The 16,596-nt window shown below is 68.1% G+C and carries 11 protein-coding genes and 1 pseudogene; all 12 read left to right on the top strand.

Annotated features, from left to right (window positions below):
• Positions 1–280: 280 nt before the first annotated feature.
• Positions 281–763: pseudogene (gene rimP / locus O9Y01_RS19185) on the top strand (ribosome maturation factor RimP); the annotation flags it as partial.
• A gap of 143 nt (positions 764–906) precedes the next feature.
• Positions 907–2,385 (top strand): transcription termination factor NusA, encoded by a 1,479-nt coding sequence (nusA, locus tag O9Y01_RS19180; protein WP_269633208.1) that lies wholly within the window; start codon positions 907–909, stop codon positions 2,383–2,385.
• A gap of 50 nt (positions 2,386–2,435) precedes the next feature.
• Positions 2,436–5,393, top strand: a complete 2,958-nt coding sequence (gene infB / locus O9Y01_RS19175; protein ID WP_269633207.1) for a translation initiation factor IF-2 — start codon at positions 2,436–2,438, stop codon at positions 5,391–5,393.
• 74 nt (positions 5,394–5,467) lie between these two features.
• Positions 5,468–5,851 (top strand): 30S ribosome-binding factor RbfA, encoded by a 384-nt coding sequence (rbfA, locus tag O9Y01_RS19170; RefSeq protein WP_183104992.1) that lies wholly within the window; start codon positions 5,468–5,470, stop codon positions 5,849–5,851.
• Positions 5,852–5,887: 36 nt separating this feature from the next.
• Positions 5,888–6,886: a tRNA pseudouridine(55) synthase TruB gene (truB, locus tag O9Y01_RS19165; protein ID WP_442952775.1), complete on the top strand. Its 999-nt coding sequence runs from the start codon at positions 5,888–5,890 to the stop codon at positions 6,884–6,886.
• 91 nt (positions 6,887–6,977) lie between these two features.
• On the top strand, positions 6,978–8,810 hold the full coding sequence (gene typA, locus O9Y01_RS19160; protein ID WP_269633206.1) for a translational GTPase TypA: 1,833 nt from the start codon (positions 6,978–6,980) through the stop codon (positions 8,808–8,810).
• 123 nt (positions 8,811–8,933) lie between these two features.
• On the top strand, positions 8,934–9,815 hold the full coding sequence (locus O9Y01_RS19155) for a DMT family transporter (RefSeq protein ID WP_269633205.1): 882 nt from the start codon (positions 8,934–8,936) through the stop codon (positions 9,813–9,815).
• Positions 9,816–9,863: 48 nt separating this feature from the next.
• A complete protein-coding gene (locus O9Y01_RS19150) occupies positions 9,864–10,982 on the top strand; it encodes an enoyl-CoA hydratase/isomerase family protein (protein ID WP_269633204.1) in 1,119 nt (372 codons plus the stop codon).
• 111 nt (positions 10,983–11,093) lie between these two features.
• Positions 11,094–12,758 (top strand): formate--tetrahydrofolate ligase, encoded by a 1,665-nt coding sequence (locus O9Y01_RS19145; RefSeq protein WP_269633203.1) that lies wholly within the window; start codon positions 11,094–11,096, stop codon positions 12,756–12,758.
• A 388-nt stretch (positions 12,759–13,146) separates the two neighbouring features.
• Positions 13,147–15,465, top strand: a complete 2,319-nt coding sequence (locus tag O9Y01_RS19140; RefSeq protein WP_269633202.1) for a M14 family zinc carboxypeptidase — start codon at positions 13,147–13,149, stop codon at positions 15,463–15,465.
• Positions 15,466–15,649: 184 nt separating this feature from the next.
• Positions 15,650–16,018 carry a hypothetical protein gene (locus tag O9Y01_RS19135; RefSeq protein WP_269633201.1) on the top strand — a complete coding sequence of 123 codons (369 nt, stop codon included), beginning with the start codon at positions 15,650–15,652 and terminating at the stop codon, positions 16,016–16,018.
• Between the two features lie 4 nt (positions 16,019–16,022).
• Positions 16,023–16,589: a hypothetical protein gene (locus tag O9Y01_RS19130; RefSeq protein ID WP_269633200.1), complete on the top strand. Its 567-nt coding sequence runs from the start codon at positions 16,023–16,025 to the stop codon at positions 16,587–16,589.
• Positions 16,590–16,596: the final 7 nt, after the last annotated feature.

Here is a 16,596-nt window from a genome sequence, read left to right as displayed (position 1 = left end):
TGAACTTGAATGGCACTCAGATGTGGGCGGATTTTTCCAGCCCATTTTTTTTGCTTGATCTGGCGATGGAACTTTTGTTCTGAAGTTTTCTGTTTGATGGGTGGCCTGGGTCCTTGAGGCGCGGGTCATCGGTCGAGCGACCGCTTGAGTGCTCTGCGGTGCGGGGAGTCCGCGCTGGCCCGGCGAAAGCCGAGTCAACGTGCCCGTGCGGCAGAGCTTCAGGCGCTTTTTGACTGCTGTTTTTTTGCTCCTCGAGAGACTAGAAGCCCACACCGAACGCATGACGAATTGGCAAGCTGCTGTAGAGAAAACCGTGACCGGTCTGGGTTACGAGCTGGTGGACTGCGAGCGCAGTGCCGGCGGTTTGCTGCGCGTCTACATCGACAAGCTGCCTGAGCAGGCGCTGGCCGGTGAGGTGATCACGGTGGACGACTGCGAGCGCGTGACGCGCCAGTTGCAGTACGTGCTGGAGGTGGAAGGTGCAGATTACGCCCGGCTTGAGGTGTCCTCGCCGGGGGTGGATCGTCCGCTCAACAAGCTGGCTGATTACCAGCGCTTTGCCGGCCACGAGGTCGAGATCACCCTGCGCGAGGCCTTCCAGGGCCGCAAGAAGTACCGCGGCGTCCTGTCTGCCGAGGGCGAGGGCTGGCGCGTGGTCTTCATCGACGGCAAGACCGAGCAGGCCCTGGACTTCGCGCTGGACGAGGTCCGCAGCGCCAAGCTGGTTCCAGAAATCACTTTCAAGGGGCGCAATGCCGCCCCCAAGGGCGCTGCCACTCCCGGGCAGGCCGCAGCAATGAAGGCCAAGGCCGCGAAACCTGCGAAGAAGAAGCAGAGCAACGCCAAGGCCCGGCAGTCTGTCGAGACTGCCGATCAGGATGACAAGGTTGACGGAGGTCTCGATCAATGAACCGCGAACTGTTGATGCTGGTGGACGCCATCTCCCGCGAGAAGAGCGTGGAGCGCGATGTGGTGTTTGGTGCCGTGGAAGCGGCCCTGGCTTCGGCCACCAAGAAGTTGTATGGCGGTGAGGTCGACATCCGTGTGGCCATCGACCGTGACTCCGGCGAGTACGAGACCTTCCGCCGCTGGCACGTCGTGCCCAACGAGGCCGGCCTGCAGAACGCCGACGCCGAGATCCTGCTCTTCGAAGCCCAGGAGCAGATCCCCGACATCGAGATCGATGACCACATCGAAGAGCCTGTCGAGTCCGTGCCCATCGGCCGTATCGGCGCGCAGGCCGCCAAGCAGGTCATCCTGCAGAAGATCCGTGACGCCGAGCGCGAGCAGCTGCTGAACGACTTCCTCTCGCGCGGCGAGAAGATCTTCATCGGCACCGTCAAGCGCCTGGACAAGGGCGACATCATTGCCGAGTCTGGCCGCGTGGAAGCGCGCCTGCGCCGCAACGAGATGATCCCCAAGGAAAACCTGCGCACCGGTGACCGCGTGCGTGCCGTGATCCTCGGCGTGGACCCCACCCAGCGTGGCCCGCAGATCATGCTCTCGCGCTCCAGCCCCGAATTCATGAAGGAGCTGTTCGCCCAGGAGGTGCCCGAGATCGAGCAGGGCCTGCTGGAGATCAAGAGCTGCGCCCGTGACTCCGGCTCGCGCGCCAAGATCGCCGTGCTGTCGCACGACAAGCGCGTCGACCCCATCGGCACCTGCGTGGGCGTGCGCGGTTCGCGCGTCAACGGCGTGACCAATGAGCTGGCCGGCGAGCGCGTGGACATCGTGCTGTGGTCGGAAGACCCCGCCCAGTTCGTGATCGGCGCCCTGGCGCCGGCCAACGTCCAGTCCATCGTGGTGGACGAGGAACGCCACGCCATGGATGTGGTCGTGGACGAAGAGAACCTGGCCATCGCGATCGGTCGCGGTGGTCAGAACGTGCGCCTGGCCTCTGAGCTGACGGGCTGGCGCATCAACATCATGACGGCCGAGGAATCGGCCGCCAAGCAAGCTCAGGAGTCGGAATCGGTCCGCAAGCTCTTCGTCGACAAGCTCGATGTGGACGAGGAAGTGGCCGATATCCTGATCGCCGAAGGGTTCACCAGCCTGGAAGAAGTGGCCTATGTGCCCATGCAGGAAATGCTGGAAGTCGAGGCCTTCGACGAGGACACAGTCAACGAGTTGCGCGCCCGTGCCAAGGATGCGCTGCTGACCATGGAAATTGCCCGCGAGGAAAAGGTCGAGGAAGTGTCCCAAGACCTGCGCGATCTGGAGGGCGTGACGCCCGACCTGATCGCCAAGCTCGCCGACGGTGACATCCATACCCGCGACGACCTGGCCGACCTGGCCGTCGATGAACTCGTTGAACTGGCCGGCATGGACGAGGCTCAGGCCCGCGCCATGATCATGAAGGCCCGCGAACATTGGTTCAACGCCTGATCCGCAGGCACGCAACCATTCGCACCCAGATTACCCAGAAGGATCCCCACATGGCTGTGACCACCGTCGCCCAGTTTGCTGCAGAGCTGAACAGGCCTGCCAGCACGCTGCTTGAGCAGCTTCAGGCTGCCGGCGTCAAGAAGGCGTCTGCCGAAGATGCGCTCAACGAAGCCGACAAGGAGCGTCTGCTGGACTACCTGCGCACTGCGCATGGCACCAGCAGCGCCGAACGCAAGAAGATCACGCTGACCCGCAAGTCGACCAGCGAGATCAAGCAGGCCGATGCCAGCGGCAAGGCCCGCACCATCCAGGTCGAAGTGCGCAAGAAGCGCGTGTTCGTCAAGCGTGACGATGCCTCCGGCGTGGATGAATCCAATCTGCAGGCCGAGCAGGAAGCCGAACTGCAGCGCCGCGAGGAAGAAGCCCGCGCCCAGGCCGACGCCCTGCGCAAGCAGGAAGAGGAGCTGGCGACCCGCATGCGCGAGCGTGAGGAAGCCGAGCGCCGCGCCCGCGAAGCTGAGGAACAGCGCCGCCGCGACGAGGAAGCTCGCATCGCCGCCGAGGCCGAAGCCAAGGCCGCTGCCGAAGCTGCCGCCAAGGCCGCCGCCGAAGCCGCCGCCAAGGCCGCTGCTGAAGCTACCGCCAAGGCCGCCGCCGAAGGCAAGCCTGCGCCCGCACCCGCTGCACCGGCCCCCGCGCCCGTGGCCGCCCCGGCGCCTGCGCCCGTGGCTGCCGCCGCCGCACCGGCCGAACCGCCCAAGCCCCAGCTGCGCGTCGTCAAGGCCGGTGACAGCGCCGCCGACGAAAAGCAGCGCCAGGCCGACCTGGAACGCCGCCGCAAGGCCGCCGAGGCCGAGGCCGCCGCCATCCGCGCGATGATGAACGCACCCAAGAAGGTGCTGGTCGCGAAGAAGGAAGAGCCCAAGCCCGCCGAGCCTGCCAAGGAAATCAAGGGCACCATCCACAAGAAGCCGGGCGCTCCGGGCGCTGCCACGCCAGCCACGGCCAACGCCGGTGCCGGCGCCAAGCCGGGGGACAAGAAGTCCGTCAAGAGCGAGAAGCTCTCGTCGAGCTGGGCCGATGACGCCGCCAAGAAGCGCGGCCTCAAGACCCGTGGCGACACCGCTCCCGCTGGTGCGGCTCGCAGCACGCCGGGCTGGCGCGCGCCCAAGGGTGGCGCAGGCCGCCGTGGCGACCGCAACGACCGCGGTGGCAACAGCAACTACGCCGCCCCGACGGAACCGGTGATCCAGGAAGTGCACGTGCCCGAGACCATCTCGGTCGCGGACCTGGCCCACAAGATGTCCATCAAGGCGTCCGAGGTCATCAAGAAGCTGATGCTGCTGGGCCAGATGGTCACCATCAACCAGCAGCTGGACCAGGAAACGGCCATGATCGTGGTCGAGGAAATGGGCCACAAGGCGTTTGCCGCCAAGCTGGACGATCCGGATGCCTTCCTGGAAGAAGAGGGCGCCGACGCCGACAAGGAACACGAGCTGCTGCCGCGCGCACCGGTCGTGACCGTCATGGGCCACGTCGACCACGGCAAGACCTCGCTGCTGGACTACATCCGCCGTGCCCGCGTCGCGGCTGGCGAAGCCGGCGGCATCACGCAGCACATCGGCGCTTACCACGTCGACACGCCGCGCGGCATGATCAGCTTCCTTGACACCCCGGGTCACGAGGCCTTCACGGCCATGCGTGCCCGCGGTGCCAAGGCCACTGACATCGTCATCCTGGTCGTCGCGGCCGATGACGGCGTCATGCCTCAGACCAAGGAAGCCATCCACCACGCCAAGGCGGCCGGCGTGCCCCTGGTCGTGGCGATCAACAAGATCGACAAGCCCGGCGCCAACCTGGATCGCGTGAAGAGCGAGCTGGTGGCCGAGGAAGTCGTGCCGGAAGAATTCGGCGGCGATTCGCCCTTCGTGCCCGTGTCCGCCAAGACCGGCGAAGGCATCGACAGCCTGCTGGAGCAAGTCCTGCTGCAGGCCGAAGTGCTGGAGCTCAAGGCCCCGGTGGCCTCCATGGCCAAGGGCCTGGTCATCGAAGCCAAGCTGGACAAGGGCCGCGGCCCCGTGGCCACGGTGCTGGTGCAGAGCGGTACGCTCAAGCGCGGCGACGTGGTGCTGGCCGGCTCGACCTACGGCCGCGTGCGCGCCATGCTGGACGAGGACGGCAAGCCTTGCCAGGAAGCCGGTCCTTCCATCCCGGTGGAAATCCAGGGCCTGACCGAAGTGCCGCAGGCCGGTGACGAGTTCATGGTGCTGGGCGACGAGCGCCGCGCCCGTGAAGTGGCCACCTTCCGCCAAGGCAAGTACCGCGACGTCAAGCTGGCCAAGCAGCAGGCCGCCAAGCTGGAGAACATGTTCTCCGACATGGCCGCCGGCGATGTCCAGACTCTGCCGCTGATCATCAAGGCCGACGTGCAAGGCTCGCAGGAAGCGCTGGCCGCTTCGCTGCTCAAGCTCTCGACCGACGAGGTCAAGGTGCAGATCGTGCACGCCGCCGTGGGTGGCATCAGCGAGTCCGACGTCAACCTGGCGATCGCCTCCAAGGCCATCATCATCGGCTTCAACACCCGTGCTGACGCGGGTGCCCGCAAGCTGGCCGAGCACAACGGCGTCGACCTGCGCTACTACAACATCATCTACGACGCCGTGGATGAGGTGAAGGCAGCGATGGGCGGCATGCTGGCGCCGGAGCAGAAAGAAGAAGCGCTGGGCACGGCCGAGATCCGCGTGGTCTTCGTGGCCTCCAAGATCGGTACGGTGGCCGGCTCCATGGTCACCTCCGGCCTGGTGCGCCGCAACGCCAAGTTCCGCCTGCTGCGCGACAACATCGTCATCTACACGGGCGAGGTCGAATCCGTCCGCCGCGAGAAGGACGACGTCAAGGAAGTCAAGGAAGGCTTCGAGTGCGGTATCAAGCTCAAGAACTACAACGACATCGCCGAGGGCGACCAGCTCGAGTTCTTTGAAATCAAGGAAGTGGCGCGTACGCTGTAACAAGGCAAGCGGGCCCCGGCCGACAAACCCCGCCTCAGCAATGCGGCGGGGTTTGTGCTTGAAAGGAATCCACCATGCGACACAAGCGTTCCATTCCCAACCGCGGCTTCCGTGTGGCCGACCAGATCCAGCGCGACCTCTCCGAGCTCATCCGTGAGCTGAAGGATCCCCGCGTGGGCATGGCCACGGTCAATGCCGTCGAGGTGACGCCGGACTACGCCCACGCCAAGGTCTTCTTCTCGGTGCTGGTCGGCGATCCGGAGGCCTCGGCCGCCGCGCTGAACGAGGCCGCCGGCTTCCTGCGCAACGGGCTGTTCAAGCGTCTGCAGATCCACACCGTCCCCACCCTGCATTTCCATTACGACCGCAGCATCGAGCGCGCGGCCGAGATGAGCAGCCTGATCGCCAAGGCCAATGCCACCCGCGTGAAGGACGAAGACGACGACCGCGAGGACTGAGCCGCGCGCCGACTCGCCATCCCTGAGAAGAGACTCTTGAGCCGTACCCCCGACCTCGCCCCCGAGCAGGCGCCCGCAGCGCCGGCCCGTGCCCCGCGCCAGCGCATCCAGCGCCGGCCGGTGCATGGCGTGCTCCTGCTGGACAAGCCCCTGGGCCTGTCCAGCAACGACGCATTGCAGAAGGCGAAGTGGCTGCTGCGCGCCGAGAAGGCCGGCCACACGGGCACCCTGGACCCGCTGGCCACCGGCCTGCTGCCCCTGTGCTTCGGCGCGGGCACCAAGTTCAGCCAGGTCAGCCTGGACGCCGACAAGGCCTACGAGGCCGTGCTGCAGCTGGGCGTCAAGACCAGCACCGGCGACGCCGAGGGCGAGGTCCTGCAGCGCCGCCCGGTGAACGTGACGCGCGAGCAGATCGAGGCCGCCTGCGCCGCCTTCACGGGCGAGATTGACCAGGTCCCGCCCATGCACTCGGCGCTCAAGCACGAGGGCAAGGCGCTGTACGACTATGCACGGCAGGGCATCACCATCGAGCGCCCGGCGCGGCGCGTCACCATTCATCGCATCGACATCCTCGACTGGCAGGATGGCGAGATCCAACAACTCCGCATTGCCGTCCGATGCACCAAGGGCACCTACATCCGCACCCTGGGCGAGGACATCGGCGAGCGGCTGGGCTGCGGCGCGCACCTGAGCGCGCTGCGGCGCACCGGCAGCGGTCCGCTGCGGGTGGAAGATGCCATCACCCTGGACGCCCTGGCGGCCATGAGTGAAGACGAGCGACTGGCGCTCTTGCGCCCGCCGGACAGCCTGCTGCAGGACTGGCCCGCCCTTCGGCTGGATGCCGACGAGGCCGGGCGATTCCTCTCGGGACTGCGGCGACGCGTTGCCGCCGCAGATGCCGGGCAGGTGAGGGTCTACGGACCTGAACCGCAAGCATTCCTGGGCAGCGCACACGTGAAGGCCGGCGAGCTGATCGCCGATCGGCTGCTGAGTCCGCAGGAGGTGCAGTCCCTCCTGGCCGGGCCCGGCACCTGATCCGGCTGATTCCTCGGCCAGACCGGCCCAACGACTGCCCCGCGGCGGCACTTCGGTTCCGCGCCGCAAGACGATTACCTAGCGAGCATTTATGAGCACCCAAATCCGCAACATCGCCATCATTGCCCACGTTGACCATGGCAAGACCACCATGGTGGACCAGCTTCTGCGCCAGAGCGGCACCTTCGCCGACCACGAGAAGGTCGTCGACACCGTGATGGACAGCAATGCCATCGAGCGCGAGCGCGGCATCACCATCCTGGCCAAGAACTGCGCCGTGTCCTGGGAAGGCACCCACATCAACATCGTGGACACCCCGGGCCACGCGGACTTCGGCGGCGAGGTCGAGCGCGCCCTGTCCATGGTGGACGGCGTGGTGCTGCTGATCGATGCGCAAGAGGGCCCCATGCCCCAGACGCGCTTCGTGACCAAGAAGGCCCTGGCCCTGGGCCTGCGCCCCATCGTCGTGGTCAACAAGGTGGACAAGCCCGGCGCCAAGCCGGACTCCGTGATCAACGCCGCCTTCGACCTGTTCGACAAGCTCGGCGCCACGGACGAACAGCTGGACTTCCCCGTGGTCTACGCCTCGGGCATCAACGGCTGGACCTCGCTGGAAGAGGGCGAGCCCGGCGCCCAGTGGGGCCCCGACATGTCGGCCCTCTTCAACACCATCCTGAAGCACGTGCCGCCGCAGAAGGGTGACCCCGATGCACCGCTGCAGCTGCAGATCTCGGCGCTGGACTTCTCGACCTTCGTCGGCCGCATCGGCGTGGGCCGCATCAGCCAGGGCACCATCAAGCCCGGCATGAACGTGGCCGTGATGGAAGGCCCGGATGGCAAGACCGTCACCGGCCGCATCAACCAGGTGCTGACCTTCCAGGGTCTGGACCGCGTGCAGGTCACCGAGGCCGGCCCGGGCAATATCGTGCTGATCAACGGCATCGACGAAGTCGGGATCGGCGTGACCGTCACCGACCCGCTCAATCCTCAGCCGCTGCCCATGCTGAAGGTGGACGAGCCGACGCTGACCATGAACTTCTGCGTCAACACCAGCCCGCTGGCCGGTCGCGAAGGCAAGTACGTCACCAGCCGCCAGATCTGGGACCGCCTGCAGAAGGAACTGCAGCACAACGTCGCCCTGCGCGTGAAGGAAACCGACGAAGACGGCGTCTTCGAGGTCTGCGGCCGCGGCGAACTGCACCTGACCATCCTGCTGGAGAACATGCGCCGTGAAGGCTACGAGCTGGCCGTGTCCAAGCCCCGCGTGATGTTCAAGGACATTGACGGCGTGAAGTGCGAGCCCATGGAGCTGGTGACGGCCGACGTGGAAGAAATCCACCAGGGTGGCGTGATGCAGGCGCTGGGTCTGCGCAAGGGCGACCTGGTCAATATGGAGCCGGACGGCCACGGCCGTGTGCGCCTCGAGTACCGCATCCCGGCCCGCGGCCTGATCGGGTTCTCCAACGAGTTCATGAACCTGACGCGTGGCTCGGGCCTGATCTCCTCCATCTTCGACGGCTACGAGCCGCACAAGGGCGAGATCGGCGGCCGCAAGAACGGCGTGCTGATCTCCATGGACGCCGGTGAGATCTTCACTTACGCCCTGGGCAAGCTGGACGACCGCGGCCGCATGTTCGTCAAGGCCAATGATCCGGTCTACGAGGGCATGATCGTCGGCATCCACAACCGCGAGAACGACCTGGTGGTCAACGCCACCCGCACCAAGCAGCTGACCAACTTCCGTGTCAGCGGCAAGGAAGACGCGATCAAGATCACGCCGCCGATCGACCTCACGCTGGAGTACGGCGTGGACTTCATCGATGACGACGAGCTGGTCGAGATCACGCCCAAGAGCGTGCGTCTGCGCAAGCGCTACCTCGTCGAGCACGAGCGCAAGCGCATGTCGCGCGAATCCGCAGCCTGATGGCTGCGGCTTCCCGCGCCATGCGTTGCGCTTTGCGCGGGAATTGGGCTCTCCCCAGCCCCCTCCGAGAGGGGGTTCCAGCCAGATCGTTGAGAGCGGCCCCGGTGGGGCCGCTTTGTCGTCATGAAGCATCGTCGAGCAGTTCTGTTGATGATTCTGGTGACCCTGCTGTGGAGCACGGCGGGGGTGGTGTCGCGGCATCTGGAGGTCGCGAAGGGCTTCGAGGTGACGTTCTGGCGGAGTGCGTTCAATGCGCTGTCGCTGGTCGCGGCGCTCTCGTGGATGCGGGGGGCGGCGTTCTGGCGGCAGCTGCCGCGGACGCCGCGGGCGGTGTGGATCTCGGGGCTGTGCTGGTCGGTGATGTTCACGGCCTTCATGATGGCCATCACCATGACCACCGTCGCCAATGTGCTGGTGACGATGGCGCTGGGGCCGCTGCTGACGGCGCTGTTCTCGCGGCTGTTCCTGCATCACCGCCTGCCGGCACGGACCTGGGTGGCCATCGTGCTGGGCAGCGCGGGCATCGCCTGGATGTTCGGCCACGAGATGCAGGGCAGCGCGGCCAGCCTGGCCGGCATGGGCGTGGCCCTGGCCGTGCCGCTGGCGGCGGCCACCAACTGGACCTTGCTGCAGCGCATTGCCCACAGCGACAGCTCGACTGAGAAGCCGGACATGCTGCCGGCGGTGCTGATCGGCGCCTTGCTGTCTGCCCTGATGACGCTGCCCATGGCCTGGCCCTTCGAGGCCACCGCGCATGACCTGACCCTGCTGGCCGGCCTGGGCCTGACGCAGCTGGCCATTCCCTGCCTGCTGGTCGTGCGCCTCACCCGCGTGCTGCCGGCCCCCGAGGTGGCCCTGCTGGGCCTGCTCGAGGTGATCTTCGGGGTGTTGTGGGCGTGGTGGGGCGCGGGGGAAGTCCCGTCTTCCTCCGCCCTCTGGGGTGGTGCTATGGTGCTGGCCGCGCTGGTCGGCAATGAATGGCTGGGCTGGCGGCGCGTGCGTTGAGGAGTCCGCAAGGTCCGCGCGCGCCCTGAACAATAAAACGGAGTAGTCATGACGTCCCCCCTGATCCCGCAATTGCAGTCCGAGGGCCAGATCCTGGCCGAGGTGAATGGCTGCCTGGGCCTGATCACGCTGAACCGCCCGCAGGCGCTCAATGCGCTCTCGCTGGCCATGATCCGCGACCTGACCATCCTGCTGAAGGCCTGGGCCGCCGAGCCCGGCATCCAGGCCGTGGTTGTCCTGGGCCAGGGCCGCGAGGGCAAGCCGGCGGCTTTCTGCGCCGGCGGGGATATCCGCTTCTTCCACCAGGCCGCGCTGGCCGGGGACTCCGCCCTGGAGGACTTCTTCACCGAGGAATACGCGCTCAACCACCTGATCCACCGCTTCCCCAAGCCCTATATCGCCCTGATGGACGGTGTGGTGATGGGCGGCGGCATGGGCATCAGCCAGGGCGCCCGCCTGCGCGTGCTGACCGAGCATTCCAAGCTGGCCATGCCCGAGACCAACATCGGCCTCTTCCCGGACGTCGGCGGTGGCTTCTTCCTGGGCCAGTGCCCCGGCTTCACGGGCGAGTGGCTGGCGCTGACCGGCCAGCCCATTGCCGCGGGCGATGCCATCGAGATGGGCCTGGGCGATGTCTACGTCAAGAGCAGCGTGCTGCCCGAGCTGATCCAGGCGCTGCGCCAGGGCCTGCAGACCAGCGCCGAGCATGTGGTGGCCACCGTCATGGAGCGCGTGGACCTGGCCCCCACGCCGGACCACCGCGAGCTGCGCCGCCAGATCGACCGCCACTTCGGCGCCGCCAGCGTGCAGGCCATCATGGAATCGCTGGCCGGCGATGACAGCGAATGGGCGCGCCATGCCCTGGCCACGCTGCGCAAGCGCTCGCCGCTGATGATGGCGGTGACGCTGGAGCAGGTGCGCCGCGCCCGCCAGATGAGCCTGGCCGACGATCTCCGCATGGAGCGCGACCTGGTTCACCGCTGCTTCCACCTGCGCCCGGGCGCGGCCAGCGAGACGGTGGAGGGCATCCGCGCCCTGGCCGTCGACAAGGACCACGCCCCGCGCTGGAACCCGGCCCGCATCGAGGACGTGACGCCCGAGATGGTGGCCGCCTTCTTCCAGAGCCCCTGGACGGCCCAGGATCATCCCCTGAGCGATCTGGCATGACCTGACCCTTGCCCCCCTCCGGGTGCAGGCACCACAATGGCGCGCAGGGCCCACCGGCCCTGACGCGCCATTGCTTTTTCCGGCGCCCGTCGATCCCATCAGGAGCGCTGCATGCCCACCGACATCGAGATTGCCCAGGCCGCCACGCTGCGCAAGATCCTCCCCCTGGCGCAGGAACGCCTGGGCCTGGCCGAGGACGAGCTCGTGCCCTACGGCCACTACAAGGCCAAGCTGAGCCTCGCGGCCCTGCGCCGGCTCGAGAAGCTGCCCCAGCGCGGCAAGCTGGTGCTGGTCACCGCCATCACGCCCACGCCGCCGGGGGAGGGCAAGACCACCACCACGGTGGGCCTGGGCGACGGTCTCAACCGCATCGGCGCCAACACCATCATCTGCCTGCGCGAGCCCTCGCTGGGGCCCTGCTTCGGCATGAAGGGTGGGGCGGCCGGCGGCGGGCATGCGCAGGTCGTGCCCATGGAGGACATCAACCTCCACTTCACCGGCGACTTCCACGCCATCGCCCTGGCCAACAACCTGCTGGCCGCGATGATCGACAACCACATCCACCACGGCAATGTGCTGGGGCTGGACGTGCGCCGCATCAGCTGGCGCCGCGTGGTGGACATGAACGACCGCGCCCTGCGCCTGATCACCGCGGGCCTGGGCGGCCCGGGCAATGGCTATCCGCGTGAGGACGGCTTCGACATCGTGGTGGCTTCCGAGGTCATGGCCATCCTGTGTCTGGCCGACTCGCTGGCGGACCTCAAGCGCCGCCTCGGGCAGATCGTCGTGGGCTACACGGCTGACAAGAAGCCCGTCACCGCCCGCGAGCTGCAGGCCGACGGCGCCATGGCGGCGCTGCTGAGGGATGCCATCCAGCCCAATCTGGTCCAGACCCTGGAAGGCAATCCGGCCTTCGTGCACGGCGGGCCGTTCGCCAACATCGCGCACGGCTGCAATTCGGTGATGGCCACGCGCACGGCGCTGCGTCTGGCCGACTACGTGGTCACCGAGGCCGGCTTCGGTGCCGACCTGGGCGCCGAGAAGTTCATCGACATCAAGTGCCGCAAGTCCGGCCTGCGGCCCTCCTGCGCGGTGGTCGTGGCCACCATCCGGGCGCTGAAGCACCATGGCCAGGGCGCGCCGGACGGCCTCGAGGCCCTGCGCCTGGGCCTGCCCAATCTGGAGCGCCATGTGCACAACGTGCAGCAGCACTACCGGCTGCCGGCCATCGTCTCCATCAACCGCTTTGACAGCGACACCCCCGAGGAGATCGCCCTCGTGCAGGCCGCCTGCGAGCGCCTGGGCGTGCGCTGTGTGCTGGCCAGCCACTGGGCGCAGGGCGGGGCGGGCGCCGAGGCGCTGGCGCGGGCCGTGGTCCAGGCCTGCGAAGGCGAGGCCCCGGCCCTGGGTCTGCTGTACCAGGACGCGGACGGCCTGGCGCACAAGCTGCAGGCCGTGGCCACGCGCATCTACGGCGCCGAAGACATCGACTTCGAACCCGCCGCCTTCCGCCAGCTGGAGGAGATCACGGCCCTGGGCCATGGCCATCTGCCGGTCTGCATCGCCAAGACGCAGTATTCCTTCAGCAGCGATCCCAAGCGCCTGGGCGCGCCGCAGGGCCACCGCCTGCGCGTGCGCGAGCTGCGGCTGCATGCGGGCGCCGAGTTCGTCACCGCCATCTGCGGCGACATCATGACCATGCCCGGCCTGCCCAAGGCCCCTGCGGCCGAGCGCATCGGCCTGGACGACGGCGGGCGCATCCACGGACTGTTCTGATGCGACACACCCACAGCCCGGTGGCTGCGGGAAGCCACGGAGCCCCGTGACGGGCCGCCTGCCGATACTGCAGGGGCTCGGCCGGGGCCATGACGCCTTCAGTCCGTGCACTGCCGTGAGGCCGGGCGAGCCGCTCCGTCCACGGCGGGCCTGAAGCACAACAAGGCAAGGATGCCCCGGCGCACGCCGCCGGGGCGGGGGATCTCTCAGAGTGAGGCAGGACCGGGCCCGCCAGACGGGACGGCCTGCACCGTGCAAACCGGGGCGCGCCCGCCTGTCTGCGAGGGCGCCCCTGCAGGCCGCAGGTCCCCGCGGCCGGCACCGCTGCAGTCCCGGGTGGCGTCGGATGTGCCAGGTCTTGCTACCTGCCTGATCTCAGGAGATCGAGATGAAGCAGCAAGGCAGTCGGTTGCAGTTCCCCTCGCGCGCCGTCGCTGGCGCACTCGTCGGCGCGCTGTCGGCGCTGGCCCTGGTGGGTGGCGGATCCGCCCTGGCCCAGCCCCCCGAGCCCACGCTCGTCCAGGGGCGGGAGTCCGAGCCGCGGCAGACCATGCGCGCCTACTTCAGCGATGTGCGCAAGGCCCGGGCCATCGCGCACAGCCGCTACGAGACGCTGGCATCGCCCTATGAGCTGGGCTATGTGATCGTGCAGGTCAACGCCGAGGAAGCGCGCGAGCTGCGCGCCCTGGGCTTCCGGCTGGAGCCCGATCCGCACTGGCTGACACAGCAGCGCGAGCAGGCCCGCATGGAATCGGGTGAGCGGCGCCGCCAGGCCCTGGCCGCGGGGCAGCGCCAGACGCTGGCGGGCATCCCCAACTACAGCTGCTATCCCACCGTCGAGGAGGTCTTCACCGAGGCCCAGGGCATGGTCAGCGCCAAGCCGCAGCTGGCCAGCTGGATCGACATCGGCGACTCCTGGGAGAAGACCCGCGGCACCGGCGGCTATGACCTGCGGGTGCTGAAGCTCAGCAACAGCGCGGTGAGCGGCCCCAAGCCCAAGCTCTTCGTCAACGCCGGCATCCATGCCCGCGAGTACGCGACCACGCCCCTGGTGCTGGAGTTCGCGCGGCGCCTGGTCAATGGCTACGGCGTCGATGCCGATGCCACCTGGATCCTGGATCACCACGAGATCCACCTCCTGCTGGCCACCAACCCGGACGGCCGCAAGAAGGCCGAGACCGGCCTGCTGTGGCGCAAGAACACCAACACCGCCTATTGCGGCGCGACCAGCAACAGCCGTGGCGCGGACCTGAACCGCAATTTCGGCTTCGGCTGGAACAGCACGGGCGGTTCGGGTTCCAGCGGCAATGCCTGCAACGAGACCTACCGCGGCCCCAGCGCCGCCTCCGAGCCCGAGACCCGGGCGGTGGAGGCCTACATCCGCTCCCTGTGGACGGACCGCCGCGGGCCCAACCGCAGCGATCCGGCCCCGCTGGACACCAGCGGCATCCACCTGGACATCCACAGCCACGGCCGCCTGCTGCTGTGGCCCTGGGGCACCAACGGATCGGTGGCCGGCAACGACGTGCAGCTGGCTACCCTGGGGCGCAAGTTCGCCTACTGGAACGGCCACACGCCGGAGCGCTCCCTCGACCTCTACGAGACCGACGGCACCAGCGACGGCCCCAGCTACGGCGAGCTGGGCGTGGCCGCCTTCACCTTCGAGCTGGGCACGGCCTTCTTCGAGCAGTGCAGCTACTACAACAACACCCTGCTGCCAGGGAACATGCCGGCCCTGTTCTATGCTGCCAAGGTCGTGCGCACGCCCTACCAGACACCGGCGGGGCCGGACATCACCCAGCTGGCGCTCTCCGCGGGCCGTGTGACGGCCGGCACGCCCGTGACCCTGGACGCACGGGTGGACGACACCCGCTACAACCAGAGCAACGGCACCGAGCCCACGCAGGCCATCGCCGCGGCCGAGGCCTACCTCGACGTGCCGCCCTGGCAGGCTGGGGCGCAGGCCCTGCCGCTGGCGGCGGTCGACGGCAGCTTCAACAGCAGCGCGGAGGCCGTGCGCGGCACGCTCAACACCACGGGCCTGGCCACGGGCCGGCATCTGGTCTATGTGCGAGGCCGGGACGCCGCAGGCAACTGGGGCGCCTTCAGCGCCGCCTTTCTGGACATCGGCGGCAGCGGTGGCGGGCAGCCGCCCGTCGCGGCCTTCGACTACAGCGTCAATGGCCTGGCCGTGCAGTTCACCGACGGCAGCACTGACGACGGCAGCATCGCCAGCCGCCAGTGGAGCTTCGGCGACGGCAGCAATGGCAGCGGGACGCCCGTCAGCCACACCTACGCTGCTGCCGGCAGCTACACGGTGCAGCTCACCGTCACCGACAACGAAGGCCTGAGCGCCAGCACCAGCAAGCTGGTCCAGCTCAGCGACGACGGCGTGCCGGTGCTCACCAAGGGTCAGGTCTTGACAGGTCTTGCGGGCGCCACCGGCAGCTGGCGCTACTGGAAGGTGGCGGTGCCTGCCGGCACCACCTCGCTGACCGTGAGCACCAGCGGCGGCAGCGGCGACCTGGACCTCTTCACCCGCTCAGGCGCCAAGCCCACGAGCAGCACCTACAGCTGCCGCAAGCAGGGCAGCACCAATGCCGAGACCTGCACGCTGAGCAATCCGGCCGCCGGCTGGCTCTACATCGGTGTCTACGGCTACGCCAGCTACAGCAATGCCCAGCTGACGCTCAACTACGTCCCCTGACAGCCCGGGCGCCCCTGCCGCGGGAATCAGCGGCAGGGGCGGGCGGTGTGGCAGCGCCACCTGAAATTGCTGCACAATCGCGCCCCCGCCGCCCTGGCTGGGGCGCGATTTCAGTGAGCAGGAGTGTTGTTTGTCCCGGAGCAGTAAGGAACGCGCGGTGAGCCGCGCGGCAGAGTTTTTTGTGATGAGTCAGCTGATGCGCCTGGGCCACCAGGTGGTGCCCACGCTGGGGGGCTTCGGCGGTGTCGAGCTGCTGGTCAAGACGCCCGCGGGGCGGCAACTCGAAGTGGTGGTGCGCGGCGTGCCGGACAACGGCCGCTGGCTGGTCAACGAGGAGCCGGAAGGCGAGATGGACCAGCGCTTCTACGTGCTGCTCAACTACAAGCGCTTCGAGGAGGCGCGGGCCTACCCCATGGTCTTCGTGATGCCGGCCAGCCGGGCCGAGGGCATGAAGTCCGAGCGCGGCCGCGGCAAGGCCATCGTCTTTGGCAACAAGAAGCAGTGCCCGCCGGACCTGGACCGCTGGGCGGAAGCCTGGGCTGTCATACAGTAGGGGCATGACCTCAACCCTTCGCCCCATGATCTCGCGGCCCTTGCTGGCCTCCCTGGTGCTGCTCCTGGGCCTGTCGGCCTGCGCGGTGCAGACCGTCCACACGCCGGGCCAGAAGGCCGACACGGGCGACCGCCTGGCCGAGGCCGCCACCTCACCGCTCAATGACCTGAACCTGGTGCGCGCCAAGATCCCCGAAGTGCTGCTGACGGCCCGGCAGGCGCCCTATGCGCGACCGGCGGATTGCTCCGCGCTGACGGTGCAGCTGCAGGGCCTCAATGCCGTGCTGGGTCAGGATCTGGACAGCCCGCGCGCGCCCGGCGAGGAAGACTGGTTCGGCAAGGCCGGTGATGCCTTCGGCGACGCCGCCGTCAGCGGCCTGCGCAGCGCCACCGAGGGCCTGCTGCCCTTCCGCGGCTGGATCCGCAAGCTCAGCGGCGCCGAGCGCTACAACCGGGAGGTCACGGCCGCCATCGCGGCCGGCCTGGCCCGTCGCGCCTATCTGCGCGGCCTGGGGCAGGGCATGCGCTGCGAGCCGGTGGCCGTGCAGGCCGCCAACGCTGCCAGCCGCTGACCGGTCG

Source organism: Pelomonas sp. BJYL3 (assembly GCF_027257975.1).
GTDB classification, from domain to species: Bacteria; Pseudomonadota; Gammaproteobacteria; order Burkholderiales; family Burkholderiaceae_C; genus Roseateles_B; species Roseateles_B flavus.
The sequence above is the reverse complement of the archived record's forward strand: the minus strand, read 5'-3'. Positions and strand labels throughout refer to the sequence as shown.

Coding starts and splice junctions, on each gene's coding strand:
- nusA (WP_269633208.1), top strand. CDS start 907: ATGAACCGCGAACTGTTGATGCTGGTGGACGCCATCTCCCGCGAGAAG.
- infB (WP_269633207.1), top strand. CDS start 2,436: ATGGCTGTGACCACCGTCGCCCAGTTTGCTGCAGAGCTGAACAGGCCT.
- rbfA (WP_183104992.1), top strand. CDS start 5,468: ATGCGACACAAGCGTTCCATTCCCAACCGCGGCTTCCGTGTGGCCGAC.
- typA (WP_269633206.1), top strand. CDS start 6,978: ATGAGCACCCAAATCCGCAACATCGCCATCATTGCCCACGTTGACCAT.
- O9Y01_RS19155 (WP_269633205.1), top strand. CDS start 8,934: ATGAAGCATCGTCGAGCAGTTCTGTTGATGATTCTGGTGACCCTGCTG.
- O9Y01_RS19150 (WP_269633204.1), top strand. CDS start 9,864: ATGACGTCCCCCCTGATCCCGCAATTGCAGTCCGAGGGCCAGATCCTG.
- O9Y01_RS19145 (WP_269633203.1), top strand. CDS start 11,094: ATGCCCACCGACATCGAGATTGCCCAGGCCGCCACGCTGCGCAAGATC.
- O9Y01_RS19140 (WP_269633202.1), top strand. CDS start 13,147: ATGAAGCAGCAAGGCAGTCGGTTGCAGTTCCCCTCGCGCGCCGTCGCT.
- O9Y01_RS19135 (WP_269633201.1), top strand. CDS start 15,650: ATGAGTCAGCTGATGCGCCTGGGCCACCAGGTGGTGCCCACGCTGGGG.
- O9Y01_RS19130 (WP_269633200.1), top strand. CDS start 16,023: ATGACCTCAACCCTTCGCCCCATGATCTCGCGGCCCTTGCTGGCCTCC.